Origin of the sequence: Pseudomonas paraeruginosa PA7 (assembly GCF_000017205.1) — a bacterium.
In the GTDB taxonomy this organism is placed as follows: Bacteria; Pseudomonadota; Gammaproteobacteria; order Pseudomonadales; family Pseudomonadaceae; genus Pseudomonas; species Pseudomonas paraeruginosa.
On the sequence record NC_009656.1, the window covers coordinates 4,438,299 to 4,461,443 of the forward strand.

The 23,145-nt window shown below is 67.2% G+C and carries 24 protein-coding genes; 7 read left to right on the forward strand and 17 right to left on the reverse strand.

Annotated features, from left to right (window positions below):
- Nucleotides 1-138: 138 nt before the first annotated feature.
- A complete protein-coding gene (locus PSPA7_RS20440; RefSeq protein WP_003149705.1) occupies nt 139-501 on the reverse strand; it encodes a DUF5064 family protein in 363 nt (120 codons plus the stop codon).
- A 66-nt stretch (nt 502-567) separates the two neighbouring features.
- On the reverse strand, nt 568-885 hold the full coding sequence (locus PSPA7_RS20445) for a DUF2288 domain-containing protein (protein WP_003149704.1): 318 nt from the start codon (nt 883-885) through the stop codon (nt 568-570).
- Nucleotides 886-1,184: 299 nt separating this feature from the next.
- Here PSPA7_RS20445 and PSPA7_RS20450 point away from each other — a divergent pair, with 299 nt between their 5' ends.
- The 5 genes from PSPA7_RS20450 (at nt 1,185) to PSPA7_RS20470 (ending at nt 6,210) form a co-directional block, all read left to right on the forward strand.
- A complete protein-coding gene (locus tag PSPA7_RS20450; RefSeq protein WP_003149703.1) occupies nt 1,185-2,306 on the forward strand; it encodes a branched-chain amino acid ABC transporter substrate-binding protein in 1,122 nt (373 codons plus the stop codon).
- 262 nt (nt 2,307-2,568) lie between these two features.
- Complete coding sequence (gene livH / locus PSPA7_RS20455) at nt 2,569-3,492, forward strand: high-affinity branched-chain amino acid ABC transporter permease LivH (protein WP_012076729.1); 924 nt, start codon at nt 2,569-2,571, stop codon at nt 3,490-3,492.
- Complete coding sequence (locus tag PSPA7_RS20460; protein WP_003149702.1) at nt 3,489-4,742, forward strand: high-affinity branched-chain amino acid ABC transporter permease LivM; 1,254 nt, start codon at nt 3,489-3,491, stop codon at nt 4,740-4,742. The genes livH and PSPA7_RS20460 overlap by 4 nt, the downstream gene beginning before the upstream one ends.
- Nucleotides 4,739-5,506, forward strand: a complete 768-nt coding sequence (gene livG / locus PSPA7_RS20465) for a high-affinity branched-chain amino acid ABC transporter ATP-binding protein LivG (protein ID WP_012076730.1) — start codon at nt 4,739-4,741, stop codon at nt 5,504-5,506. The genes PSPA7_RS20460 and livG overlap by 4 nt, the downstream gene beginning before the upstream one ends.
- A 2-nt stretch (nt 5,507-5,508) precedes the next feature.
- Nucleotides 5,509-6,210: an ABC transporter ATP-binding protein gene (locus PSPA7_RS20470; protein ID WP_003149701.1), complete on the forward strand. Its 702-nt coding sequence runs from the start codon at nt 5,509-5,511 to the stop codon at nt 6,208-6,210.
- A 177-nt stretch (nt 6,211-6,387) separates the two neighbouring features.
- On the opposite strand, the gene PSPA7_RS20475 is transcribed toward PSPA7_RS20470, so the two are convergent.
- From PSPA7_RS20475 to PSPA7_RS20485, 3 genes are all read right to left on the reverse strand, one after another.
- The gene (locus PSPA7_RS20475; protein ID WP_003149700.1) at nt 6,388-8,682 is read right to left on the reverse strand and encodes a tetratricopeptide repeat protein; all 2,295 of its coding nucleotides are present in this window, start codon (nt 8,680-8,682) and stop codon (nt 6,388-6,390) included.
- A gap of 36 nt (nt 8,683-8,718) precedes the next feature.
- Nucleotides 8,719-10,629 (reverse strand): ATP-binding protein, encoded by a 1,911-nt coding sequence (locus PSPA7_RS20480; protein ID WP_079262196.1) that lies wholly within the window; start codon nt 10,627-10,629, stop codon nt 8,719-8,721.
- A gap of 99 nt (nt 10,630-10,728) precedes the next feature.
- Nucleotides 10,729-11,643: a LysR family transcriptional regulator gene (locus tag PSPA7_RS20485; RefSeq protein ID WP_012076733.1), complete on the reverse strand. Its 915-nt coding sequence runs from the start codon at nt 11,641-11,643 to the stop codon at nt 10,729-10,731.
- Between the two features lie 106 nt (nt 11,644-11,749).
- Here PSPA7_RS20485 and PSPA7_RS20490 point away from each other — a divergent pair, with 106 nt between their 5' ends.
- Nucleotides 11,750-12,349: a short chain dehydrogenase gene (locus PSPA7_RS20490; RefSeq protein ID WP_003149699.1), complete on the forward strand. Its 600-nt coding sequence runs from the start codon at nt 11,750-11,752 to the stop codon at nt 12,347-12,349.
- A gap of 10 nt (nt 12,350-12,359) precedes the next feature.
- On the opposite strand, the gene PSPA7_RS20495 is transcribed toward PSPA7_RS20490, so the two are convergent.
- The gene (locus PSPA7_RS20495) at nt 12,360-12,758 is read right to left on the reverse strand and encodes a DUF488 domain-containing protein (RefSeq protein WP_012076734.1); all 399 of its coding nucleotides are present in this window, start codon (nt 12,756-12,758) and stop codon (nt 12,360-12,362) included.
- 93 nt (nt 12,759-12,851) lie between these two features.
- Here PSPA7_RS20495 and PSPA7_RS20500 point away from each other — a divergent pair, with 93 nt between their 5' ends.
- On the forward strand, nt 12,852-13,517 hold the full coding sequence (locus PSPA7_RS20500; protein ID WP_003149697.1) for a COG3650 family protein: 666 nt from the start codon (nt 12,852-12,854) through the stop codon (nt 13,515-13,517).
- Between the two features lie 33 nt (nt 13,518-13,550).
- On the opposite strand, the gene PSPA7_RS20505 is transcribed toward PSPA7_RS20500, so the two are convergent.
- The 11 genes from PSPA7_RS20505 to PSPA7_RS20555 form a co-directional block, all read right to left on the reverse strand.
- Nucleotides 13,551-13,802 (reverse strand): hypothetical protein, encoded by a 252-nt coding sequence (locus PSPA7_RS20505; protein ID WP_003149696.1) that lies wholly within the window; start codon nt 13,800-13,802, stop codon nt 13,551-13,553.
- Nucleotides 13,799-14,320, reverse strand: a complete 522-nt coding sequence (locus PSPA7_RS20510; RefSeq protein ID WP_012076735.1) for a GNAT family N-acetyltransferase — start codon at nt 14,318-14,320, stop codon at nt 13,799-13,801. The genes PSPA7_RS20505 and PSPA7_RS20510 overlap by 4 nt, the downstream gene beginning before the upstream one ends.
- Before the next feature lie 10 nt (nt 14,321-14,330).
- Nucleotides 14,331-15,428, reverse strand: coding sequence for a PLP-dependent cysteine synthase family protein (locus PSPA7_RS20515; protein WP_012076736.1), 1,098 nt, complete (start codon nt 15,426-15,428; stop codon nt 14,331-14,333).
- A gap of 10 nt (nt 15,429-15,438) precedes the next feature.
- The gene (locus PSPA7_RS20520; RefSeq protein ID WP_012076737.1) at nt 15,439-16,344 is read right to left on the reverse strand and encodes a DMT family transporter; all 906 of its coding nucleotides are present in this window, start codon (nt 16,342-16,344) and stop codon (nt 15,439-15,441) included.
- Nucleotides 16,345-16,463: 119 nt separating this feature from the next.
- Nucleotides 16,464-16,811: a Na+/H+ antiporter subunit G gene (locus PSPA7_RS20525; RefSeq protein WP_003149693.1), complete on the reverse strand. Its 348-nt coding sequence runs from the start codon at nt 16,809-16,811 to the stop codon at nt 16,464-16,466.
- The gene (locus PSPA7_RS20530; protein ID WP_003149691.1) at nt 16,808-17,077 is read right to left on the reverse strand and encodes a K+/H+ antiporter subunit F; all 270 of its coding nucleotides are present in this window, start codon (nt 17,075-17,077) and stop codon (nt 16,808-16,810) included. The genes PSPA7_RS20525 and PSPA7_RS20530 overlap by 4 nt, the downstream gene beginning before the upstream one ends.
- On the reverse strand, nt 17,062-17,586 hold the full coding sequence (locus PSPA7_RS20535) for a Na+/H+ antiporter subunit E (protein WP_003149690.1): 525 nt from the start codon (nt 17,584-17,586) through the stop codon (nt 17,062-17,064). The genes PSPA7_RS20530 and PSPA7_RS20535 overlap by 16 nt, the downstream gene beginning before the upstream one ends.
- Complete coding sequence (locus PSPA7_RS20540; protein ID WP_012076738.1) at nt 17,583-19,082, reverse strand: monovalent cation/H+ antiporter subunit D; 1,500 nt, start codon at nt 19,080-19,082, stop codon at nt 17,583-17,585. The genes PSPA7_RS20535 and PSPA7_RS20540 overlap by 4 nt, the downstream gene beginning before the upstream one ends.
- Nucleotides 19,079-19,417 carry a Na+/H+ antiporter subunit C gene (locus PSPA7_RS20545; RefSeq protein WP_003152016.1) on the reverse strand — a complete coding sequence of 113 codons (339 nt, stop codon included), beginning with the start codon at nt 19,415-19,417 and terminating at the stop codon, nt 19,079-19,081. The genes PSPA7_RS20540 and PSPA7_RS20545 overlap by 4 nt, the downstream gene beginning before the upstream one ends.
- The gene (locus tag PSPA7_RS20550) at nt 19,417-22,218 is read right to left on the reverse strand and encodes a monovalent cation/H+ antiporter subunit A (RefSeq protein ID WP_012076739.1); all 2,802 of its coding nucleotides are present in this window, start codon (nt 22,216-22,218) and stop codon (nt 19,417-19,419) included. The genes PSPA7_RS20545 and PSPA7_RS20550 overlap by 1 nt, the downstream gene beginning before the upstream one ends.
- A gap of 331 nt (nt 22,219-22,549) precedes the next feature.
- Entirely contained in the window at nt 22,550-23,014 is a 465-nt protein-coding gene (locus PSPA7_RS20555; RefSeq protein ID WP_012076740.1) for an outer membrane lipoprotein, read from the reverse strand.
- Between the last annotated feature and the right edge of the window lie 131 nt (nt 23,015-23,145).

A 23,145-nucleotide genomic window follows, 5' to 3' on the forward strand; every position in this document is an offset into this window, starting at 1 on the left:
CTTCCCGACAACGGCAAGCGGCAAGGCATTTCCGCTTGCCGGCAAGGGTGGCAAGCGGCAGGCCCGCCTCCCCGGCAAACGAAAAAGGCCCGATATCGTGGATATCGGGCCCTTCCCTTGTCGGCAAAAGGGAGCGCGTCACTCGTGGCGGATGATCCGCTCCAGGTCCACCGGCTCGCCCGGGTGGGCGTGCAGCTTGTCGCGGATGTCCTCGAACATCGCATCGTATTCCTTGTGCACCCGGGTGATCGCGCCGAATTTCGGGTGCAGCCCGTGCTTCTGGGCGACCCGGGTGGCGTCGCTGGCGAAGTTGAAGGCGGTATCGCGCGGCAGCTCGAAGGAGTCGCTGAAGGGCTTGCCGTCGATCTCGCCGTCCATGTCGAAGTGCACATAGGCGCCGCTTTCGGCGTTGTGCCGCACCTCGTAGCGGATATGGATGTTGATGTCTTGCTGGTCGAGGCCGGGCAGGCTGACCAGATGGAGGTGGCCGGGTTCGAACATGACGAGTCTCCTGGTGGGAATCGGGATCAGTCTAGCCAGGGTCCGAGGAAAGAAAACCGCCCTGGATCAGTGCAACGTCTCTTTTTCCGCGCGCTCCTGGATGACCACCCAGGGCGCCACCACCACTGCCCAGAGGGGCGGGTCGCGCTCCAGGAAATCCTTCGCCGCCGCTTCTTCCACCTTGCCCAGCCCTCCGCCGGCGAGCCAGGCCGCGACCTTCTCGCGATCGTCCTCGGCCAGTGCCGCGGCGACCTCCACCAGGTCCAGGGCGGCGTCGACCTGGAGCAACGCGCCACGGGCGAAGAACGGTTGCAGCTCGGCCCAGGAAATGACCGCGGTTTCGCCGAGCAGCTTGGCATAGAGGGTGCTAGTTTGTTCTGTCATGGGATCTACCTGGATTGCATGGACGCCATGATAGCGTCCGCCGGTAGCCCACGACAGCCGAAGGAACACCGGGTCCAGGGAGGTGATGCAGGCCCACGCCGTTTTTCTATACGTTTATGTCAACCAGGCGACAGGATTCACGGGAGCTCGCCGTGCCGTGCTTTTCAAGCGACGAAGCGCCGCTCTACACTGTACCGGTACAGTTCCCGGGGTCCGTCCATGACGATCACCCGGTCTCCTCCGGCCGCCACGGCCGCGAGACTACAACAATGACAACACACAAGAAGAGTGGAGCACGTATGAAGAAGGGTACTCAGCGTCTATCCCGCCTGTTCGCCGCGATGGCCCTCGCCGGGTTCGCCAGTTACTCCATGGCCGCCGACACCATCAAGATCGCCCTGGCTGGCCCGGTCACCGGTCCGGTGGCCCAGTACGGCGACATGCAGCGCGCCGGTGCGCTGATGGCGATCGAACAGATCAACAAGGCAGGCGGCGTGAACGGCGCCCAGCTCGAAGGCGTGATCTACGACGACGCCTGCGATCCCAAGCAGGCCGTGGCGGTCGCCAACAAGGTGGTCAACGACGGCGTCAAGTTCGTGGTCGGCCATGTCTGCTCCAGCTCCACCCAGCCCGCCACCGACATCTACGAAGACGAAGGCGTGCTGATGATCACCCCCTCGGCCACCGCCCCGGAAATCACCTCGCGCGGCTACAAGCTGATCTTCCGCACCATCGGCCTGGACAACATGCAGGGTCCGGTGGCTGGCAAGTTCATCGCCGAGCGCTACAAGGACAAGACCATCGCGGTGCTGCACGACAAGCAGCAGTACGGCGAAGGCATCGCCACCGAAGTGAAGAAGACCCTGGAGGCCGCGGGTGTCAAGGTCGCCGTCTTCGAGGGCCTGAACGCCGGGGACAAGGACTTCAACGCGCTGATCAGCAAGCTGAAGAAGGCCGGCGTACAGTTCGTCTACTTCGGCGGCTACCACCCGGAAATGGGCCTGCTGCTGCGCCAGGCCAAGCAGGCCGGCCTGGACGCACGCTTCATGGGTCCGGAAGGGGTCGGCAACAGCGAGATCACGGCGATCGCCGGGGACGCCTCGGAAGGCATGCTGGCGACCCTGCCGCGGGCCTTCGAGCAGGATCCGAAGAACAAGGCCCTGATCGATGCCTTCAAGGCCAAGAACCAGGACCCGAGCGGCATCTTCGTCCTGCCGTCCTACTCCGCCGTGACCGTGATCGCCAAGGGCATCGAGAAGGCTGGCGCGGCCGACCCGGAGAAGGTCGCCGAGGCCCTGCGCGCCAATACCTTCGAGACGCCGACCGGCACTCTCGGGTTCGACGAGAAGGGTGACCTGAAGAACTTCGACTTCACCGTCTACGAGTGGCACAAGGACGCCACCCGGACCGAGGTCAAGTAAGCATCGTTGCAGTACGAAGCCCACGTCACCCACCGTGGGCTTTGTTTTAGCACCCGCAGATGATTCCGCGCACGGCGGCCCGACAGGAGCAGGCGAAGACCGGCAGCGTTCACCGTTGGTGGACGGGAGCCCGGTTTTCCCCCGCGTCCCGGCGGCCCGCCGCGCGCCGGATCGTCGCGGGTCTCAGCAGCGTTCCGGCCCCACACCCGCGAGCCGAACGTTTTCCTGCCGTACAACGGCGGGCGTTTAGCGAGAGAGTCCCATGCCCGAGATTTATCACTACCTGCAACAATTGGTTAACGGCCTGACCGTCGGCAGCACCTATGCGCTGATCGCGATCGGCTACACCATGGTCTACGGCATCATCGGCATGATCAACTTCGCCCACGGCGAGGTGTACATGATCGGCTCGTACATCGCCTTCATCGCCATCACCCTGCTGGCGATGATGGGGCTGGACAGCGTTCCGCTGATGATGCTCGCCGCGTTCGTCGCCAGCATCATCGTCACCAGCGCCTTCGGCTACAGCATCGAACGGGTCGCCTACCGCCCGCTGCGCGGCGGCAACCGCCTGATCCCGCTGATCTCCGCGATCGGCATGTCGATCTTCCTGCAGAACGCCGTGATGCTGTCGCAGGACTCGAAGGAAAAAGCCATCCCGACCCTGCTGCCCGGCAACTTCGTGTTCGGCGAGAGCAGCATGAACGGCGTGGTGATTTCCTATATGCAGATCCTGATCTTCGTCGTCACCTTCCTGGTGATGTTCGGCCTCACCCTGTTCATCTCCCGCTCCCGCCTCGGCCGCGCCTGCCGCGCCTGCGCCGAGGACCTGAAGATGACCAACCTGCTGGGTATCAACAGCAACAACATCATCGCCCTCACCTTCGTCATCGGTGCCGCCCTCGCCGCCGTGGCAGCGGTGCTGCTGGGCATGCAGTACGGCGTGATCAACCCCGGCATCGGCTTCCTCGCCGGCATCAAGGCGTTCACCGCCGCGGTGCTCGGCGGCATCGGCAGCATCCCCGGGGCGATGCTCGGCGGCCTGCTGCTGGGCGTCGCCGAGGCTTTCGGCGCCGACGTGTTCGGCGACCAGTACAAGGACGTGGTGGCCTTCGGCCTGCTGATCCTGGTGCTGCTGTTCCGGCCCACCGGCATCCTCGGTCGCCCGGAGGTGGAAAAGGTATGAGCCAGTCCCTCAAGCGCGCTCTGTTCAGCGCCCTCCTCGTCATCCTGGTGTCCTATCCGATCCTCGGCCTGAAGCTGCGCACCGTCGGCATCAAGCTCGAGGTCCTCGGCGCGGACGCACAGACCCTCTGGACCATCGCCGCGGCCGCCGTGGCCATGTTCGTCTGGCAGCTGTTCCGCGACCGCATCCCGCTCAAGCTGGGCCGCGGGGTCGGTTACAAGGTCAACGGCAGCGGCCTGAAGAACTTCCTCAGCCTGCCGTCGACCCAGCGCTGGGCCGTGCTCGCCCTGGTCGTGGTGGCGTTCGTCTGGCCGTTCTTCGCCTCGCGCGGGGCGGTGGACATCGCCACCCTGATCCTGATCTACGTGATGCTCGGCATCGGCCTGAACATCGTGGTCGGCCTGGCCGGCCTGCTCGACCTCGGCTATGTCGGCTTCTACGCGGTGGGCGCCTATACCTACGCGCTGCTCGCCGAGTACGCCGGGTTCGGTTTCTGGACCGCCCTGCCGATCGCCGGGATGATGGCCGCGCTGTTCGGTTTCCTCCTCGGCTTCCCGGTACTGCGCCTGCGCGGCGACTACCTGGCGATCGTGACCCTCGGCTTCGGCGAGATCATCCGTATCCTGCTGCGCAACATGACCGAGATCACCGGCGGCCCCAACGGCATCGGCTCGATCCCCAAGCCGACCCTGTTCGGCCTGACTTTCGAGCGCCGCGCGCCGGAAGGCATGCAGACCTTCCACGAATTCTTCGGCATCGCCTACAACACCAACTACAAGGTCATCCTGCTCTATGTCATCGCCCTGCTGCTGGTGCTGCTGGCCCTGTTCGTGATCAACCGGCTGATGCGCATGCCGATCGGTCGCGCCTGGGAAGCGCTGCGCGAGGATGAGGTGGCCTGCCGCGCGCTCGGCCTCAACCCGACCATCGTCAAGCTCTCCGCCTTCACCATCGGCGCCAGCTTCGCCGGTTTCGCCGGCAGCTTCTTCGCCGCGCGCCAGGGCCTGGTGACTCCGGAGTCCTTCACCTTCATCGAGTCGGCGATGATCCTCGCGATCGTCGTGCTCGGCGGCATGGGCTCGCAGCTCGGCGTGATCCTCGCCGCGGTGGTGATGGTGCTGCTCCAGGAAATGCGCGGATTCAACGAATACCGCATGCTGATCTTCGGCCTGACCATGATCGTGATGATGATCTGGCGTCCCCAGGGACTGCTGCCGATGCAACGCCCGCACCTGGAGCTGAAGCCATGAGCCGACCGATTCTCGAAGTGAGCGGCCTGACCATGCGCTTCGGCGGCCTGCTGGCCGTCAACGGCGTCAACCTGAAGGTCGAGGAAAAGCAGGTGGTCTCGATGATCGGCCCGAACGGTGCCGGCAAGACCACCGTGTTCAACTGCCTGACCGGCTTCTACCAGCCCACCGGCGGCCTGATCCGCCTCGATGGCGAGGAGATCCAGGGCCTGCCCGGTCACAGGATCGCTCGCAAGGGCGTGGTGAGGACGTTCCAGAATGTCCGCCTGTTCAAGGAAATGACCGCGGTGGAGAACCTGCTGGTCGCCCAGCACCGCCACCTCAACACCAACTTCCTCGCCGGCCTGTTCAAGACCCCGGCGTTCCGCCGCAGCGAGCGCGAGGCCATGGAGTACGCCGCGCACTGGCTGGAGGAAGTCAACCTCACCGAGTTCGCCAACCGCAGCGCCGGCACCCTCGCCTACGGCCAGCAGCGGCGTCTGGAGATCGCCCGCTGCATGATGACCCGCCCGCGGATCCTCATGCTCGACGAGCCGGCCGCCGGCCTCAACCCGAAGGAGACCGACGACCTCAAGGCGCTGATCGCCAAGCTGCGCAGCGAGCACAACGTGACGGTGCTGCTGATCGAGCACGACATGAAGCTGGTGATGAGCATTTCCGACCATATCGTGGTGATCAACCAGGGCGCCCCCCTGGCCGACGGGACGCCGGAGCAGATCCGCGACAACCCGGACGTGATCAAGGCTTATCTGGGGGAAGCGTGAGCATGCTGAGTTTCCACAAGGTTTCCACCTACTACGGCAAGATCCAGGCGCTGCACGACGTCAGCGTGGAAGTGAAGAAAGGCGAGATCGTCACCCTGATCGGCGCCAACGGCGCCGGCAAGTCGACCCTGCTGATGACCCTCTGCGGCTCGCCGCAGGCGGCCAGCGGCAGCATCCGCTACGAAGGCGAGGAACTGGTCGGCCTGCCCTCCTCCAGCATCATGCGCAAGAGCATCGCGGTGGTCCCGGAAGGCCGCCGGGTATTCTCCCGCCTGACGGTGGAAGAAAACCTGGCGATGGGCGGCTTCTTCACCGACAAGGACGACTACCAGGTGCAGATGGACAAGGTGCTGGAACTCTTCCCGCGCCTGAAGGAACGCTACGAACAGCGCGCCGGGACCATGTCCGGCGGCGAACAGCAGATGCTCGCCATCGGCCGCGCGCTGATGAGCAAGCCGAAGCTGTTGCTGCTGGACGAACCTTCGCTCGGCCTGGCGCCGATCATCATCCAGCAGATCTTCGAGATCATCGAGCAGCTGCGTCGCGAAGGCGTCACCGTGTTCCTCGTCGAGCAGAACGCCAACCAGGCGCTGAAGCTCGCCGACCGCGCCTACGTGCTGGAGAACGGCCGGATCGTCATGCACGACACCGGCGCCGCCCTGCTGACCAACCCGAAGGTGCGCGACGCCTACCTCGGCGGCTGAGCACCGTCCCGCCGGAGACATCAGCGGATACGAAAACGGCCCTGATGGGCTAATGCCAGTCAGTCAAGCCTTTGAGCGAGAGGCTTCTCGCTCACCTCGATGAGAAGGCCCAAGAAAACGGCGCTTCCCTCGCTTGAGGAAGCGCCGTTTTCTTAACTGACCGGCATGACCTGCTGGCTACAGGCCGTAGCGCTCGATGGCATCCAGGTGCGGCTGGGTGTCGACCTCCGCCGCTTCCGCCAGGCGCAGCCAGCACATCCGGTGCGGCCATTGGCCGGTGGCCTCCTGCAACGCCTGGTGCAGCTCGCGCGGGGCCAACTGCGCGGGCGTCGCCACGGTGAAGTAGATCGCCCGCAATTCCTCGCCGCTGCTGGCATCGCTGACCTGGTAGTCGCGGTTGCTGTGCACCCAGACCTTCCAGCCGCGCGCGTCCATGGCCTCACGGAAGGCGTCGAAGGCTTCCTCGCCGGGATACACCCCATCCACCAGCCAGCTCGGCGAATAGCCGCCGCCCTCCAGCACGTGCACCACGGCATAGGTGGGCACGAAGCGCTTGCGCTCCTCTTCGTCCTCCGGCGCCGGGTAGACCAGCCCGGCGTCGAACACCACCCAGTCGCCGACCCGCTGGCCGCGGTTGCCCGGGGCGTTCTCCAGGACCCGCGCGGTCACCGGGCCGGTGCGCCGGGCATAGTAGTCGAGCGCCTCGCCATCCTCGATGTAGCGGACGATCACCCAGCCCCAGTCTTCCTCGATCGGCCCCTCGCCAGCGGCGAACTCCATGCCCATCCCGGCGGCCACCTCGCGCAGCATCGTCCAGTCGCGCGCGGCGCTGGCGGCCGTCATCTGGTCCCACTGCACCGACTGCGGTTCCTCCAGCTTGCCGGCCAGTCGCTGGTAGGCCAGCGCCGCCTCGGCGAAGCGATCCTGCTCCATCAGCGCCTTGCCCAGCAGGCTGTGGGCCCCCAGCGAGCCGGGGGAAAGCTCCAGCACCGACTGGCAGGCGCGCTCCAGTTCCGGCCAGTCGTTGAGTTTCTCGGCCAGCTTGACCTCGCTCCACAGGGCGATCAGCGGCACGCTGTCGGCGTAGAGCCGTCCCAGACGCTTGACCTGGTCGTACTCGCCGCGCGCCAGCAAGGCGTTGAGCAGGTAGTAGGCCAGCTGCTGTTCCTCGTCGGTGTGGCGCTCGACGTATTCCCAGAGCAGGTCGATAGCCTCGTCGTCGGCGGAACACGCTTGCAGCGCCGAGGCGGCCACTTCGCGCAGGGCGGTATCGTCGGGTCGCTCGGCCAGCGCCTGGAGCAGCCACTGCACCTCCTTCTCCGGGTTGCGCGGCGAGTCTTCGGCGCCCTGCGCCGCCAGCCAGTCGAGCAGTTCCGCGGCCGGCACAGGCAGGTCCTGCTGCTGCGGCGCGGCGTCGATTTCCGTCCGCAGCCCGGCGAGCAGTTCGCTGGCGCCGCGATCGCGCTGCAACTGTTGCGCATGTCGCTCGGCCAGCGCCAGGTGACGCCTGGCGCTCCACACCGAACCGCGTTGCAAGGCGAGGCGGATGGCCTGGCTGGCGACGTCGACGACCACCCGGTGCGCGCCCTTCTGCGAGTAGTGTTCGAGCATCTGCTGCAGGCGCCCGCCGAAGTCCCAGGTGTTGCGCTCCGGGGTCCGTTGCAGCAGCAGGTAGACCGCGCGCAGCCAGATCGTGCGGTAGCGCGGAGCGATCTCGGAGAACGGCAGCAGCGCCTCCAGGGCTTCCTCGTCGCGCGCCAGCAAGGCCAGCGCATGGGCCTTGTACAGGCGCCGTGGCTGGCTGATGTTGTTCCACTCCGCGCCTTCGACCTTGTCCTCCATCTCGCCGATCAGGGCCAACGCCTGTTCGGCGCGGCCCAGGCTCAGGAGGATCGCCACGCGCATCTCCAGGAGGCTGTCGAACACCTCCTCCCCTGCGTCGAGGATCTTCTTCTCCTGTTCGGCGAGGAAGGCCAGGGCGTCTTCGCCGCGCCCGTCGTCGAGCAGCGCCTCGGCCTTCTCATTGCTCAGGCAGTGGAAGCAGGCCCAGGTCGGGTCGATCCGCGCCAGGGTCTCGTCACAGACCTCGATGCGCTCCTCCACCCAGCCGGGGCCGTCGACGTTGGCGTAGCACGACGCCAGGTCCTGGGTCACGCAGACCGACTGCGGGCAGGCCTGGGTGTCGTCGCGGTTGGCCAGTTCGAACAGGGAGACGGCGTCGGCCAGGGCGGTCTCGCCCTCCAGTTGGTTGCCGACCCGGTTACGCATCTCCCAGTGGCGGACGAAGATTTCCAGCCACGGGTTGTTCAACGTCCGGCTCAGCGCCTTGACCTCCGGCAACAGCGCCTCGGCGCGCTCCACCTCGAGGTCGCAGACGTACGCGGTGAGTTCGTCGATCAGCCGCGCACTCTGCTCCTGGCCGGCTTCACGCAGGTCGGCGCGGAGCTTTTCCACCCAGTTCCAGATATCCATATGCTTCAGTCTCCATCAGGCGTGTTGCGAATTTTCTTATTGCCCCAGCAGGCGCTTCACCGAATCGGCGAGTCCGGCCAGGGCCTGGTTCAGCGAGGTCGCGGGCTGGCCGCGCCCCTGACCGGCGATGATCACCTTGAACGAGCGCAGCAGCAGCGCAGCATGGGCCGCTTCGCCGCGCTCCTCGCCGACGGCCGCCAGCAGCGCCTGCACTGCCGGATTGTCGAGGTTGACGTAGAGCCGGCTCGGCTGGCGATTGTCGAGCTTGCGGGTGAACTGCCGGGCCAGGCGCAACGCCGCGGTGGAGATACGCTTGTCGGCCTCGTCGTCCTCCAGCCGGCGCTTGAGTTCGGCGTCGCGGTCGGGCACTACCACAAGCGGCAGTTCCTCGGGGCTGAAGCGGGCGATCACCAGTTCCTCCCCGGCGCTGCCCAACTGCTCGGCAAGCCAGGCGGTCTCGCGCTCGGGCAGACGATCCAGGCGGAACAACTGGCGGTTGCCCTGCTCGGTGCCCAGTTCCACCAGGCGCTGGCCCTTGGCCTGGGCCCAGCGACGCAGAAAAGGTACCACCGCATAGCGATTGCCATGGGCCACCGGTACGCCCATGGCGCGGAACAGCATTTCCTCGAAGCCGCTGTCGTTGTCCAACAGCACGTGCACCGCGCCGCGCGAAAGGAGTTCGGAGGCCGGGAGGTCGCCCTGCGAGGTGGGTACGCGCAGGCTGTCCATCATCAGCGCGAACAGTCGCTCGTCGCACAGCGCCGCACCCAGCAGGGCTTCGTTGTGCCGCAGCAGGACCCGTCGCCATGCCTCCGGCTGCTGCCGGGCGACCTCGCCGAGCCCGGCGATCAGCGCCTCGGCCAGCGCATGCTGGATCGCCGCGTAATGGTCGTCGCGCTGCAGGTCCTCACGGCTGGCGGTGGGCGTCAGGCGGTTCGACTCGATCACCCCGCCGACGAAGCCGGCCCAGGACGGCAGCAGGTCGCGGGCGTCGTCGTCGAGCAGCATGCCGCGGAGGAATACCGAGAGATTGCGGTTGTCGCTGGTGCCATAGGTGCCACCGTCCTGGATCCACAGCAGGCCCCGCACGTCGACCCGCTCGTCGGGCCGCACCGGCAGGCAGCAGATCGGCTCGAAGTCGTGTTCGAAGCGCGCGGCGAACTCCAGGTCGCGGCGTCGCTGCTGCAGGGGGTGCAGCGCGGCATCGGCGGCCAGCCGCCACGGCGGCGGCTCCGGGTTGATCGGCTGGGCGTCGCCACCGACGTGAATCGGCTCGCGCAGCAGCACGCAGTAGCGTTCGAGGATCTCGCGCAGACGCGCGGCCTGGGTCAGCGCGCTGTACTCGTCCTGCAGTTCGAGGGTGATCTCGGTGCCCACCGGCCGCGCCGGCATCGGCGTCACGCTGTACTGCTCGGCGTTGCTGGAGACGTAGCAGAAACCCAGTTCCGGCTGCTGGTAGGAAGTGGTCCGCACGCTGACCCGGCGGGCCAGCACGAAGGCGGAGAGGAAGCCCAGGCCGAACATGCCGATCAGCCCGCTGTCCTCGTGGCCGGACTGGCGCAGCCCACGGGTGTAGCCGACGCCGACGGTGGCCAGGTAGGCATGGATTTCATGCTCGGTGAGCCCGGCGCCGGTGTCGACGATGCGCACGGTATTGCTGGCGCTGTCGCCGATCACCTCGATCCGCGAAGGGTCCTGCCAGTCGGGCTGCTCCAGGCGGCGGCGGAGGATCGAGTCGTGGGCGTTCTGCACCAGCTCGCGCAGGGCCACGGTGGGCGTGGAATAGAGGTGCTTGCTGAGCACCGACATCACGCCGTTGAGATCGACTCCGGCGCGACGGATCTGGGGAGTGTTCGATTGCGGAAAGCTGCTTTGCATGTCCCTATCCAAGCGTTCGATGAGTGGCGTCCGCTCGCGCTCGAGCGGTCCGGTGCGCAATTCTGCCACGTTCCGTCGCCTTCCTTGTGCGACGACGGGCCCGCGATGGGTCCCGGCCCGGCATCGGGCCGGCTCGGAGTGCAATAGAGCCGTGTCGCGGCGAAATGTTCAACCCTGCAGGCCGATCAATTGTCGCCGGCTGCGCTCGAACCAGTCGAGCAGGTAGTCGGCGAGCACCTGGGTACGCCGCGGCAGGCCGCCCTGGAACGGGTGGACGAGGAACATCGGCGTGCTGCGCGTCTGGTAGTCGCGCAGCAGCCAGGCCAGCCGACCATCGCCCAGTTCGTCATGGACCATGTACGACGGCAGCCGGGCGATGCCGGCGCCGGCCAGCGCGGCCTTCTTCAACAGGCTGTAGTGGTTGCTGGCGAGGAAGCCCGAGACCGCTACCCGCTCCAGCCGGTGGCGACGGTGGTAGAGCCACTCCTCGTGCCCGCTGTAGTGCGAGTTGAGCAGGCACTCGCGCTCGCGCAGCTCGCCCGGACGCAACGGTTCGCCATGCCGCGCCAGGTAGGCGGGGCTCGCGCAGGTGATTTCCTGCAGGACGAACAACGGCCGCGCCACCAGCCGCGCGTCCTGGTCCACGCCGGCGCGGATCGCCAGGTCGAAGCCCTCGCCGACCAGGTCGCGCAGGCCATTGTACAGGTCCAGCTCGACGCGCAGCAGCGGATAACGCGCCTGGAAGTCCTCCAGCAGGGCATCGAACAGCGTCTCGCCCAACGACACCGGCAAGGTCACCCGCACCTGTCCTTCCACCGACTCCTGCAGCCGCGCCACCGCCTGCCGCGCGCGTTGCGCCTGGGCTCGCAGCGCCTGCGCCTCGGGCAGCAGCGCGGCGCCCGCGGCGGTCAGCGACAGTCGCCGGGTGGTGCGGTGCAACAGGATCACGCCGAGCTGCCGCTCAAGGGCGCCGATGCGCTTCGACAGTTGCCCCTTGCTGCAACCCAGGCGTTCGGCGGCGCGGGTGAAGCTGCCCAGTTCGACGAGCACGGCGAAAGCGGCCAGGTCTTTCAGGTCTTTCACGACTGTTTCCCCATGGAAACGAAAGGTTGACGATTGGCTGGATTATCCACACCAAAGCCGACTCTACACTGGAAACCGTCTTCCTTCATTCCAACGAGAGGCTCGCATGAAGATCATCCTCATCGGTGCCAGTGGCACCCTCGGCAAAGGTATCGACAAGGAACTCGGCGAACGCCACGAGATCGTCCGGGTCGGCCACAGCAGCGGCGACTTCCAGGTCGATATCAACGACGCCGCCTCGATCCGTGCCCTGTTCGAAAAGACCGGTCGCTTCGACGCGCTGGTCGCCGCGGTCGGCAAGGTGCACTTCGGCGCGCTGGAAGAGATGGGCGAGGTCGAGTATCAGCTCGGTCTGCGCGACAAGCTGATGGGCCAGGTCAACCTGGTCCTGATCGGCCGCGAATACGCCAACGACGGCGGCTCCTTCACCCTCACCAGCGGCATTCTCAGCGATCAGCCGATCCGCTCCGGCAGTTCCGCGAGCATGGTCAACGGCGCTCTGGAAGGCTTCGTGCGCGGCGCCGCCATCGAACTGCCACGCGGCCTGCGGATCAACGCCGTGAGTCCGACCGTGATCAGCGAGGCGATGCCTGGCTACGCCCCCTACTTCCGCGGCTTCAAGCCGGTACCGGCGGCCGATGCGGCGCTGGGCTACGCGCGCAGCGTGGAAGGTGCGCAGACCGGGCAGGTGTATCGGATCTGGTAAGGGACGCCGGTCAGGACAAGCGGTCCGCATAGCAGGTCGGCGAACTGCCCGGTTGTTGCCGGTCGAGTTCCTCCTCGAGGAATTCGGCCAGCACCACGGCGTTGTTGTGCCGCTGGTCGTGGGCGCCATAGAGCAGGGTGAGGGTGCCCTCGCGGGCACTGTCGAGCAGGCCCCACCAATGTTCCGGATGGGCCTGCAGCTCGGCGCGGTAGCGCTCGCGGAAGCTGTCGAACAGCGCCGGGTCGTGGCTGAACCGCTTGCGCACCTCGCTGGACGGCGCCACCTCCTTCAACCAGTCGTCCATGGCCAGCGCTTCCTTGCGGATGCCGCGCGGCCACAGCCGGTCCACCAGGACGCGCCGGCCATCGGCGGGCGACGCCGGTTCGTAGACTCGCTTGCATTGGATCATCGTTCGCCTCCCCGGTCATAGTGAAGGCCGATCGGACTTGAGCTCGGCCCGGACGCTCGGTAACGTGGGCGCATTTTCGATGGAGTCTTCCTTATGCGCCCTGCCCGTCTGCTGGTCTACAGCCTGCTCCCCTTGTTCGCCGCCTGCCAGGTGTGGAAGCCCGAATCGCCGAGCACCAGTGTAGACACCCGCTTCCAGGGCGAACTGGTGAAGATCAACGGCGCGCTGCAATTCCGCCCCTGCGCCGAGAAACGCCTGTTCAGCGTCGAGGACGTGGCCAATACCGGCCTGCGTCGCGAAGCCGACGCCCTGTTCGACGACGGCGCCCAGGGCCTGTTCGTCGACCTGCGCGGCACCATGGGCCCGGCCAAGGCGCGCGGCACCGACGGCAAGCTGGAGGTCAGCCGACTGTACCGCGTGCAGAACGAGGGCCCCGGCTGCGACGATCCTAACTTCAAGCTGCTGACCTTCGCCGCCAATGGCAACGAGCCGTTCTGGAGCGCCAGGGTAAACAACCAGGGCCTGCGCCTGGATCGCCCGGAGCACGAAGCCCTGGCCCTGCCCTATGTCGCCGAGGAGCTACCCAACGGCAGCACCAGCTACTCCAGCGAGGCGAACGGCAAGAAGGTCGAGCTGTGGATCGCCCCGTCGCCCTGCAGCGACAGCATGAGCGGCGCCTTCAGCAGCTATTCCGCCGAGCTGCGCATCGACGGCGAGACGCTGCGCGGCTGCGCCTATCCGGGCGCGCTGGGCAAGTGACGACACGGGCCGCCACGGCGGCCCGTCTCCCGTTCAGAACAGCAGTCCGGCCTGTTCCAGGCGCCGCCGCAATGCCGCCAGGCCGCCTTCGTACTCCCAGTAGGCGACGCGACCATGGGAAGCGCTGACCAGCAGGTACTTCTCGCTGACCGACTGGATACGCTCGACGCGCAGCAGTTTCTCGACGAACCGTTCCTCGCCGATCTGCTCGACGATTTCCCGGTTGTCCGCGTCGTAGCCGTGGACCATGAAAGCGGCGCGCACCTTGAGACGGATGAAACTCACCGTGCGGCTTCGCGCTGGAGGGAAAGATTGCGATGGCATACCGTCGAGCGCCCCGAGCCGTTCGGCCGCCGCGCCGGATCGGCATAGGTTTCCAGCTCGACGAAGCCGGCCTTGCGCATCATTCCCGCCGACGCCAGGTTCTCTTCGTGGCGATCGATATAGACGTCCTCGATGCCTTCGTCGGCGAGCCGGGCCAGCACCGCCTCCAGCAACGCGCTGCCGAGACCCTGGCCGGCCGCCGCCGGATGCACTACCGCCTCGCAGATATAGGCCCGCGGCGCATCGGCACGCTGCGGCTGGTAATGGGCGAAATCCTCGGTGCGACGGAAGCTGGCGAACCCCAGCAGCCGCTCGTCGCGCTCTGCCAGGACGGCACGTACCTCGCCGCCGGCGATGGCCCGCAGATGCGCACGCACCCCCTCCTCCGGCAAGTGGTTCCAGGGATTCGGCCCGTGGCTCAGCAACAGGTCGGTCATGGCCTCGATATCGCCGGCTTCGGCAGCTCGCAAACGGTTCATGTCCCCTCCGTCAAAATCCAGCCACCAACAGTCCGTCGGGCAGCGCCACGCCGCGCTCGACGCAGGCAGCCACCGCCTCGATCAGGGGTTCCAGCGCATGACCCTGCCTGGCCAGCCAGACCGGATCGTAATAGGTGGTCGCATAGCGTTCGCCGCCGTCGCAGAGGATCGCCACCAGCGAGCCCGTCTCCCCCGCCGCCACCATCTGCCGCGCGGCCACCAGGGCGCCGATAAGGTTGGTCCCGCTGGAACCGCCGACCCGCCGGCCGAGGCGTCGCGCCAGGTAATGCATGGCCGCCAGCGACCAGGCGTCCGGTACCTTGACCATGGCGTCGATCACCTCCGGCAGGAATGACGCCTCGACCCGCGGCCGCCCGATGCCCTCGATCCGCGAGCCGCAATCCAGGGTCAGGCCACGATCGCCGCTGACGTAGGCGTCGAAGAATACCGAGCGCTCGGCGTCGGCGCAGAGCACCCGGGTGCAGTGCTGGCGATAGCGCACGTAGCGGCCGAGGGTCGCCAGGGTGCCGCCGGTGCCGGGGCTGGAGACCAGCCAGGTCGGGGTCGGGTGCGGCTCGTGGCGCATCTGCTGGAAGATCGACTCGGCGATGTTGTTGTTCGCCCGCCAGTCGGTGGCGCGCTCGGCGTAGGTGAACTGGTCCATGAAGTGTCCGCCGCTCTCCCGCGCCAGGCGCTCGGACTCGGCGTAGATCTGCGTAGGGTCGTCCACCAGGTGGCTCTGCCCGCCATAGAAGGCGATCTGCGCGATCTTTTCCTTCGACGTGCTGGCCGGCATCACGGCGATGAAGGGCAGGCCCAGCAGGCGCGCGAAATAGGCTTCGGAAATCGCCGTGGAACCGCTCGACGCCTCGATCACCGGCGCGGCCGGCCTGAGCCAGCCATTGCACAGCGCATAGAGGAACAGCGAGCGTGCCAGGCGGTGCTTGAGGCTGCCGGTGGGGTGGCTGGACTCGTCCTTGAAATACAGTTCGACACCCGGAAGGCCGGGGGTCTCCAGGGGAATCAGGTGGGTATCGGCGCTGCGCTGGAAATCCGCCTCGATGATGCGGATCGCCTCACGGGCCCACTGCCGGTGGTCGAGGGTCATGCCTACTCCTTCAGTTGAGGACGCCGGCCGGAGGCGGCGGCGCGGCGCTGCGCCACTGGCTGATGGCGACGCCGATGAAGACCAGGCCGGCGGCGAGCAGCTGCGGGCCGTTGAGGGTTTCGCCGAGGAACAGCGCGGCGAATACCAGGGTGAAGACCGGAATCAGGTTGATGAACCCCGAGGCCTGGCTGGCCGGCAATCGACCGACGCCAAAGTTGTACAGGCCGTAGGCGCCTACCGTGACCACCACGCCGAGATACACCACCGCCTGGATGCCCAGTGCGCTGGGCTGGCTCGGCAGTTCGGCGCTGGCCAGCGCCAGCGGCAGGAAGAACAGCGTGCCGACGAAGGCCTGCATGGCGGTCAGGGCGAACGCCGAGTAGCGCGCCGACAGGTGCTTCAGCAACAGGGTATAGCCAGTCGCGCAGAGCATCGCGAGGAGTTCGAAGAAGTTGCCCAGCAAAGGTCGCGGCGCATGCAGGTCGGGCTCGCCGGCGAGGCTCAGCCAGATCGAACCGAGCACCGCCAGGCCGAAGCCGATCCAGGTCATCCGGCCGATCCGCTCGTGCAGCAGCAGCCAGGCGCCCACCGCCACCAGCAGCGGCAGCAGCGCGGTGATCATCCCGGCCTGGGCGGCGCTGGTGTACTGCAGGGCGAAGGATTCGCAGAGGAAGTACAGGCAGGGTTCGCAGGCGGCCAGGCCGAGCAGGTACTTCCAGTCGCCCGGACGGTAGTCGATACGTCCGCGCCAGCGCCAGGCGGCGAGGAACACCAGGCTGCCGAGGGCCATGCGGGCGAAGATCACCCAGAGCGGCGGCAGTTCGCGGAAGGCGACCTTCAGCACCACGTACGAACTGCCCCACAGCGCCATCGCCAGGATCAGGCAGGCCAGGGCGAACCAGCGCGTCCGAGTCAAAGGGAACCTCCAGCACGGGCGCCAGTCGGCGCCGGAAAACGGATTCCCAGTATAGGCAGCCGGCTAGCCGCACCGACAGGCACAGAAGCCGGGCAAAACTGTTGCGCCGGTCCCGGGCCTCATTGCTCCCAGGGCTTGCCGCGAGTCTTCTTCGCCAGCGGCAACTGCTGCAGCACCGCGGCCTTGGCCAGCATGTAGGCGCTCACCGGGGCGCTGATGAAGAGGAACAGGCTGATCAGCAACTCATGGAGGCTGATCCCCGCCTGACGGTTGGAGAAGTAGACCAGCGAGGCCACTATCACCCCGCCGACGCCGAGGGTGGTCGCCTTGGTCGGGCCATGCAGGCGCATGAAAAAGTCCGGCAGGCGGTACAGGCCTATCGCGCCGATCAGGACGAAGGCGCTGCCCAGCAGGAGGAATGCCGAGACGATGATTTCCAGCCATAGGCCCAGGGGTTCGCCGTTCATTCGATGATGTCTCCGCGCAGCATGTATTTGGCCACCGCCACCGTGCCGACGAAACCGAGCACCGCGATCAGCAGCGCCGCCTCGAAGAACAGGTCGCTGTCGCGCCAGATGCCGTAGAGCATCAGCAGCGCGATGGCATTCACGTACAGGGTGTCCAGCGCCAGCGCACGGTCCGGCAGGCATGGCCCCCTGACCAGGCGCGCCAGGGTCAGCACCAGGGCCAGGCCGAGCAGCGCCAGGCACAGCGGGATCACGTAAGCGAGCATGGGAAGATCTCCTTCAGCGGCGCCTCGTAGCGTTGCTTGATCTCGGCGACCAGCGCGTCCTTGTCCGGCACGTCGAGGCCGTGCACCAGCAGGGTCTTGCGATCGTCGCTGAGGTCCGACGACACCGACCCCGGGGTCAGCGAGACGATGCTCACCAGCACGCTGATGGCGAGGTCGTTCTCCAGGTCGATCGGCACCTCGACGAACGCCGGACGCAGTCGCTCGACCGGCCCCAGGGTGAGACGGGCGACCTGGAGATTGGCGACGAGGATGTCCCACATCACCAGCACCAGCAGCTTCAGCAGCAGGAACGGGTGCCACTCCTGGCTGCGCCCGACCAGCAGGCGGTTGGTCAGCAGCGGGATACCCACCCCGAGGAAGGCGCCCAGCAACCACTGGCCGAGGGCGAAGGAGTCCACCAGCAGCAGCCAGACCAGCACCAGCAGCACGCTGAGCACCGGATGAGGCAGCACGCGCAGGAGTGGACGTGGCAGGGAACGGCTGATCATGCGGCACCTCCGCGGGTGACGATCTGGCGATACAGGTCGAGGTCATGCAACTGCGCGGCGGTGGCCTGGACATAGGCCAGCAGCGGCTTGGCCGCGACCACCAGCAACGGGCCTGCGGCCAGCAGCAGGATGCAGGCGAACAGCCGGCCGTGGTCCAGTTCGGCGCTACCGAGCACGGTGTGCCCGGTGCGCCAGAACAACGTGCTGCCGGCGCGGCTCAGCGCCACCAGCGCCGCCAGGCCACCGCCCAGCACCACGCTCCACAGCGCCAGCGCCTGGCCGCCCGGGGCGACCGACTGGAGCAGCATGACCTTGCCGAAGAACCCCGACAGCGGCGGCAGGCCGGCGACGGCGATGGCACCGAGGAAGAAGGCGCCGCCGAGCAGCGCCGGGTTCTGCAACGCCGGCCCCTGGACCAGGTCGCCGGCCTTGTCGCCGCGCTGGCGGACGATCAGGTCGGCGAGCAGGAACAGCCCACCGGCGATCCAGGTGCTGTGCAACAGGTAATACAGCGACGCCGCCAGCGCCCGCTCGGTGCCCAGCGCCACGCCGGCCAGGAGGGTCCCGGCGGAGACCACCACCAGGTAGGCCAGCAGGCCTTGCAGGGTGCGCGCCGCCAGCGCGCCGACGGCGCCCAGGGCGAGGGTCGCCAGGGCCAGCGGCCAGAGCCAGGCCTGGGCCAGGTTGGCCAGTTCGCCGGCGCCCTCGCCGAAGACCAGGGTGTAGACACGCAGGATCGAGTAGATGCCGACCTTGGTCATGATCGCGAACAGCGCCGCCACCGGCGCGCTGGCCGCGGCATAGGCGCGCGGCAGCCAGAAGTACAGCGGCAGCAATGCCGCCTTCAGGGCGAACACCACCAGCAGCAGGAGCCCGGCGGCGCCCAGCAGCGGTGCGCGCCCGGCGTCGGCCAGGGCGATCTTCTGCGCCATGTCGGCCATGTTCAGGGTGCCGGTGAGGCCGTACAGGGTGCCCACGGCGATCAGGAAGAACGCCGAGCCGACCAGGTTGAGGATCACGTAGTGCAGGCCCGAGCGTACCCGCTCAGCGCCGCCGCCATGCAGGAGCAGCGCGTAGGAGGCGATCAGGAGGATCTCGAAGAACACGAACAGGTTGAACAGGTCGCCGGTGAGGAAGGCGCCGTTGATGCCCAGCAGCTGGAACTGGAACAGCGCGTGGAAGTGCTTGCCCAGCCGGTCGTCGCCGCGCAGCGCGTAGATCAGCGCGGCGCTGCCGAGCACGGCGGTGGCCAGCAGCATCAGCGCGGCGAGGCGGTCGAGCAGGAGCACGATGCCGAACGGCGCGGCCCAGTTGCCCAGGGCATAGACGGTCAGGTCGCCGCTGGCGGCGGTGCGCAACAGCAGCAGACTCAACGGGATCAGCGCCAGGCTCGCCAGCAGCGACAGGCCGCGCTGCCAGCGCTCGGCCAGTGGCAACAGCAGCAGGCTGCCGGCGAACAGCGGGACCAGGATCGGCAGGATCAGCCAGTGACTCATGGGCGCGACTCCTCCTCGTCCGGGCGTCCGTCGACATGGTCGCTGCCGAGGTCGCCGAGGCCGCGCAGGGCCAGGACCACGACGAATGCGGTCATGGCGAAGCCGATGACGATCGCGGTCAGCACCAGCGCCTGCGGCAACGGATCGCCGTACTCGCCGGGGGTGCCGATCACCGCGACGCTGCCGCTGAGCCGGCCCATGGCGAAGAGGAACAGATTGACCGCATAGGAGATCAGGGTGAGGCCGAGCACCACCGGGAAGGTCCGCGCCCGCAGCAGCAGGTAGACGCCACTGGCGGTGAGCAGGCCGAGGGTGATGGCGAACAGGGCTTCCATCAGAGCGCCTCCTCTTTCGCGACGGGTTCAGGCATCAGGCTCAGCTTGCCGAGGTAGGACAGGATCAGCAGCGCGGCGCCGACCACCGTCAGGTACACGCCCAGGTCGAACAGCATCGCCGTGGCCAACTCGATCTCGCCGATCAGCGGCAACTCGAAGTGGCCGAACGCCGAGGTCAGGAACGGATAGCCGAACAGCCAGCTGCCGAGCCCGGTGAGCCCGGCGATCAGCACCCCGGCGCCGGCCATCGCCGCGTAGTTCAGCGGCAGGCGTTGCTCGACCCACTGCGAGCCACTGGCGATGTACTGCAGCACCAGGGCGATGGCGGTCACCAGGCCGGCGATGAAACCACCGCCCGGCAGGTTGTGCCCGCGCAGGAAGATGAACACCGAGATCAGCAGGGCCAGCGGCAGCAGCACTCGCGACAGGGTTTCCAGGATCAGCGGATGCTTGGCGTGGGCCCAGTTGCGTCCCTGCGGATCGCAGGTCGGCTTGTGCAGAGCGAAGCCGGCGAGCATCGCATGAATGCCGACCGCGGCGATCGCCAGCACGCTGATCTCGCCGAGGGTATCGAAGCCGCGGAAGTCCACCAGGATCACGTTCACCACGTTGTAGCCGCCGCCACCGGAGACGCTGTTCTCGACGAAGAACCCGGCGATGCTCTCGTAGGGTCGTGTCAGCACCGCGTAGGCCAGCAGCGCGACCATGGTGCCGACCCCGCCGGCCAGCACCACGTCGCGCAGGCCCCGCAGGCTGGAGGACTCCGCCGGGGTGCGCGAGGGCAGGAAATACAGCGCCAGCATCAGCAGGACCATGGTCACCACTTCCACCGACAGCTGGGTCAGCGCCAGGTCCGGCGCCGCGAAGCGGGCGAAGGCCAGCGCCACCAGCAGGCCGGCGACGCTGAGGACCAGCAGCGCGACCAGGCGCATGCGGTGGAACAGCGCCGTGGCCAGGCCGCTGAAGGCCAGCACCAGCATGCCCAGGGCGGTGATCCCGTCCAGCGGGGTCAGGCCGCGCGAACCGGTCAGGCTCGTCAGCGGCACCAGTTCGACCACCACCACGAGCACCGCCACGCCCAGCAGCCAGGCCAGGTAACGTTGCAGCGAACCGTTCTCCAGCCAGGCGGTGAAGCGTTCAGCCAACATCACCACGCGCTGCACCTGCTGTTCGAAGACCAGCTTGGCGTCGATCTCCGGCAACCCGGCGTACCAGTTGAACAGCGGCTTGCGCAGGACGTACACCAGAACCCCGCCGACCAGCGCCACCACGCTCATCAGCAGCGGCAGGTTGAAGCCGTGCCAGATCGCCAGGCTGTATTCCGGCAGGTGGCCACCGAGGCTGGCCCTGGCGGCGGTGGCCAGCAGCGGCGCCACGGTGTAGGCCGGCAGCATGCCGACCAGCAGGCAGAGGAACACCAGGATCTCCACCGGCACCTTCATGTAGCGCGGCGGCTCGTGGGGCGGAAACTTGGGCAGCCGGGCCGGTTCGCCGTTGAAGAACACGTCGTGGACGAAGCGCAGCGAGTAGGCCACCGAGAATACCCCGGCCAGGGTCGCCATCGCCGGAACCATCCAGTTGAAGCTGCCCAGCAGGTTCTGGCTGAGGGTTTCGCCGAAGAACATCTCCTTGCTGAGGAAGCCGTTGAGCAGCGGCACCCCGGCCATCGCCAGCGAGGCGACGATGGCCAGCACCGCGGTGTGCGGCAGGTAGCGCCACATCCCGTTGATCAGGCGCATGTCGCGGCTGCCGGTCTCGTGGTCGATGATCCCGGCAGCCATGAACAGCGAGGCCTTGAAGGTGGCGTGGTTGATGATGTGGAACACCGCGGCGACGTTCGACAGCGGTGAGTCGAGGCCGAACAGCAGGGTGATCAGGCCCAGGTGGCTGATCGTCGAGTAGGCCAGCAGGCCTTTCAGGTCGTGCTGGAACAGCGCCATGCCGGCACCCAGCAGCAACGTTACCAGTCCGCTCAGGCTGACCAGGTAGAAGAACCACTCGGTGCCGGCCAGCGCCGGGTAGAGGCGCGCCAGCAGGAACACCCCGGCCTTGACCATGGTCGCCGAGTGCAGGTAGGCGGACACCGGGGTCGGCGCCGCCATCGCATGGGGCAGCCAGAAGTGGAACGGGAACTGCGCCGACTTGGTGAATACGCCGAGCAGGATCAGCACCAGCACCAGCGGGTACAGGGCGTGGGTGCGGACCGCCTCGCCAGCCGCCAGTACCTGGGTGAGCTCGAAGCTGCCGGCGATGTGGCCGAGCAACAGGATTCCGGCCAGCAACGCCAGGCCGCCGCCGCCGGTGACGGTCAGGGCCATCCGCGCGCCCTTGCGGGCATCGGAGCGGCTGCCCCAGAAGCCGATGAGAAGGAACGACGACAGGCTGGTGAGCTCCCAGAACAGCATCATCAGCAACAGGTTTTCCGCCAGCACCACGCCGAGCATGGAGCCCATGAACAGCAGCAGGAAGGCGAAGAAGCGCCCCATCGGCTCCTGTTCGGAAAGGTAGTAACGGGCGTAGAGAATCACTAGCAGGCCGATGCCCAGGATCAGCAGGGCGAACAGGAACCCCAGGCCGTCCAGGCGCAGGCTGAGGTTGATGCCGATATCCGGCAGCCAGGCGTAGCTCGCGGTCAGCGCCTGGCCGGCGAACACCGTGCCGCGCTGGCCAAGCAGGAGCGCCAGGCCGAGCAGCGGCGCGACACCCGCCGCCGCCGCGCACAAGGTGCGGCCGCCACGCTCGGCGAGCAGGGGCAGCAGCGCCCCCAGGAACGGTAGCGCGATGATCAGCGCCAGAATCATGGGCTACTCCTCTTCGGTGGCGGAGCCCTCCGGCATGTCAGGCCGGCGGTGCTTCCCCGCGGTTGTCGGTGCGCGGCCGGATCGCCAGCAGCTCGAAGCCCCCGCCCACCGTCGGAAAGGCGCGGCGCGACGGAGCTACGATTATCGCAATCTATCGAACGAACGTCATGGATTGAATTATTACAAAATTCAGTCGTTCCGGCTGCCGGAAAACCGAAAAAAGCGCTGCAAGGGCAATGACTTGAAGCTTAGCAAGAGCACGCCGGGAGGGAACCGACGGCCTAACGAAAACGGCCGGCAAGGTGCCGGCCGCGGAATCACGAGACTGGGATCAATGGGCGACGCGGCTGGTGCCGTTCACGGTCAGGATGCGCACGCGCTCGCCGACCCGGAAGATCTGGCCCTGGTCGACCTGCTGGACGTAGGCGCGGGTGCTGCCGTCATCCTCGCGCACGGTGATCTCGACGCCCTGGGTACGGGTCAGCCCCTCTTCGGTGGCCGCGCCGAGCAGGCCGCCGGCGACCGCGCCGATGATGGCCGCGACGTAGCTGCCCTTGCCGCCACCGACCGCGCTGCCGGCGACACCGCCGACGCCGGCGCCGGCGATGGAGCCGATCGGAGTCTTGGTGCCTTCGATCTTGACCGGGCGCAAGGCCTGGATGGTGCCCATGCGTACAGTCTGCACGGTACGGGCTTCCTCACGGGAATAGGTATCGCCGGTGAGGCTGGATTGGCAGCCGCCAAGAGCCAGGGCCATGGCGGTGAAGGAAGCAACGATCAGGGCAGGCTTGCGCATAACGGGCATCTCCGAAAGGGATAACTGACGAACATTAGACTCTCCCGCGGCCGCTCCTGTCACCTGGCTGGCGCGAGATAATCGAATCGATTCAGCAATGGTACAGGTTCGTTCAGTTTCGACCGAACCCT

Excerpts from the sequence above, each read along its gene's own strand:
- PSPA7_RS20440 (WP_003149705.1), bottom strand. The coding sequence starts at position 501 with ATGTTCGAACCCGGCCACCTCCATCTGGTCAGCCTGCCCGGCCTCGAC.
- PSPA7_RS20445 (WP_003149704.1), bottom strand. The coding sequence starts at position 885 with ATGACAGAACAAACTAGCACCCTCTATGCCAAGCTGCTCGGCGAAACC.
- PSPA7_RS20450 (WP_003149703.1), top strand. The coding sequence starts at position 1,185 with ATGAAGAAGGGTACTCAGCGTCTATCCCGCCTGTTCGCCGCGATGGCC.
- livH (WP_012076729.1), top strand. The coding sequence starts at position 2,569 with ATGCCCGAGATTTATCACTACCTGCAACAATTGGTTAACGGCCTGACC.
- PSPA7_RS20460 (WP_003149702.1), top strand. The coding sequence starts at position 3,489 with ATGAGCCAGTCCCTCAAGCGCGCTCTGTTCAGCGCCCTCCTCGTCATC.
- livG (WP_012076730.1), top strand. The coding sequence starts at position 4,739 with ATGAGCCGACCGATTCTCGAAGTGAGCGGCCTGACCATGCGCTTCGGC.
- PSPA7_RS20470 (WP_003149701.1), top strand. The coding sequence starts at position 5,509 with ATGCTGAGTTTCCACAAGGTTTCCACCTACTACGGCAAGATCCAGGCG.
- PSPA7_RS20475 (WP_003149700.1), bottom strand. The coding sequence starts at position 8,682 with ATGGATATCTGGAACTGGGTGGAAAAGCTCCGCGCCGACCTGCGTGAA.
- PSPA7_RS20490 (WP_003149699.1), top strand. The coding sequence starts at position 11,750 with ATGAAGATCATCCTCATCGGTGCCAGTGGCACCCTCGGCAAAGGTATC.
- PSPA7_RS20495 (WP_012076734.1), bottom strand. The coding sequence starts at position 12,758 with ATGATCCAATGCAAGCGAGTCTACGAACCGGCGTCGCCCGCCGATGGC.
- PSPA7_RS20500 (WP_003149697.1), top strand. The coding sequence starts at position 12,852 with ATGCGCCCTGCCCGTCTGCTGGTCTACAGCCTGCTCCCCTTGTTCGCC.
- PSPA7_RS20510 (WP_012076735.1), bottom strand. The coding sequence starts at position 14,320 with ATGAACCGTTTGCGAGCTGCCGAAGCCGGCGATATCGAGGCCATGACC.
- PSPA7_RS20515 (WP_012076736.1), bottom strand. The coding sequence starts at position 15,428 with ATGACCCTCGACCACCGGCAGTGGGCCCGTGAGGCGATCCGCATCATC.
- PSPA7_RS20525 (WP_003149693.1), bottom strand. The coding sequence starts at position 16,811 with ATGAACGGCGAACCCCTGGGCCTATGGCTGGAAATCATCGTCTCGGCA.
- PSPA7_RS20530 (WP_003149691.1), bottom strand. The coding sequence starts at position 17,077 with ATGCTCGCTTACGTGATCCCGCTGTGCCTGGCGCTGCTCGGCCTGGCC.
- PSPA7_RS20535 (WP_003149690.1), bottom strand. The coding sequence starts at position 17,586 with ATGATCAGCCGTTCCCTGCCACGTCCACTCCTGCGCGTGCTGCCTCAT.
- PSPA7_RS20540 (WP_012076738.1), bottom strand. The coding sequence starts at position 19,082 with ATGAGTCACTGGCTGATCCTGCCGATCCTGGTCCCGCTGTTCGCCGGC.
- PSPA7_RS20545 (WP_003152016.1), bottom strand. The coding sequence starts at position 19,417 with ATGGAAGCCCTGTTCGCCATCACCCTCGGCCTGCTCACCGCCAGTGGC.
- PSPA7_RS20550 (WP_012076739.1), bottom strand. The coding sequence starts at position 22,218 with ATGATTCTGGCGCTGATCATCGCGCTACCGTTCCTGGGGGCGCTGCTG.
- PSPA7_RS20555 (WP_012076740.1), bottom strand. The coding sequence starts at position 23,014 with ATGCGCAAGCCTGCCCTGATCGTTGCTTCCTTCACCGCCATGGCCCTG.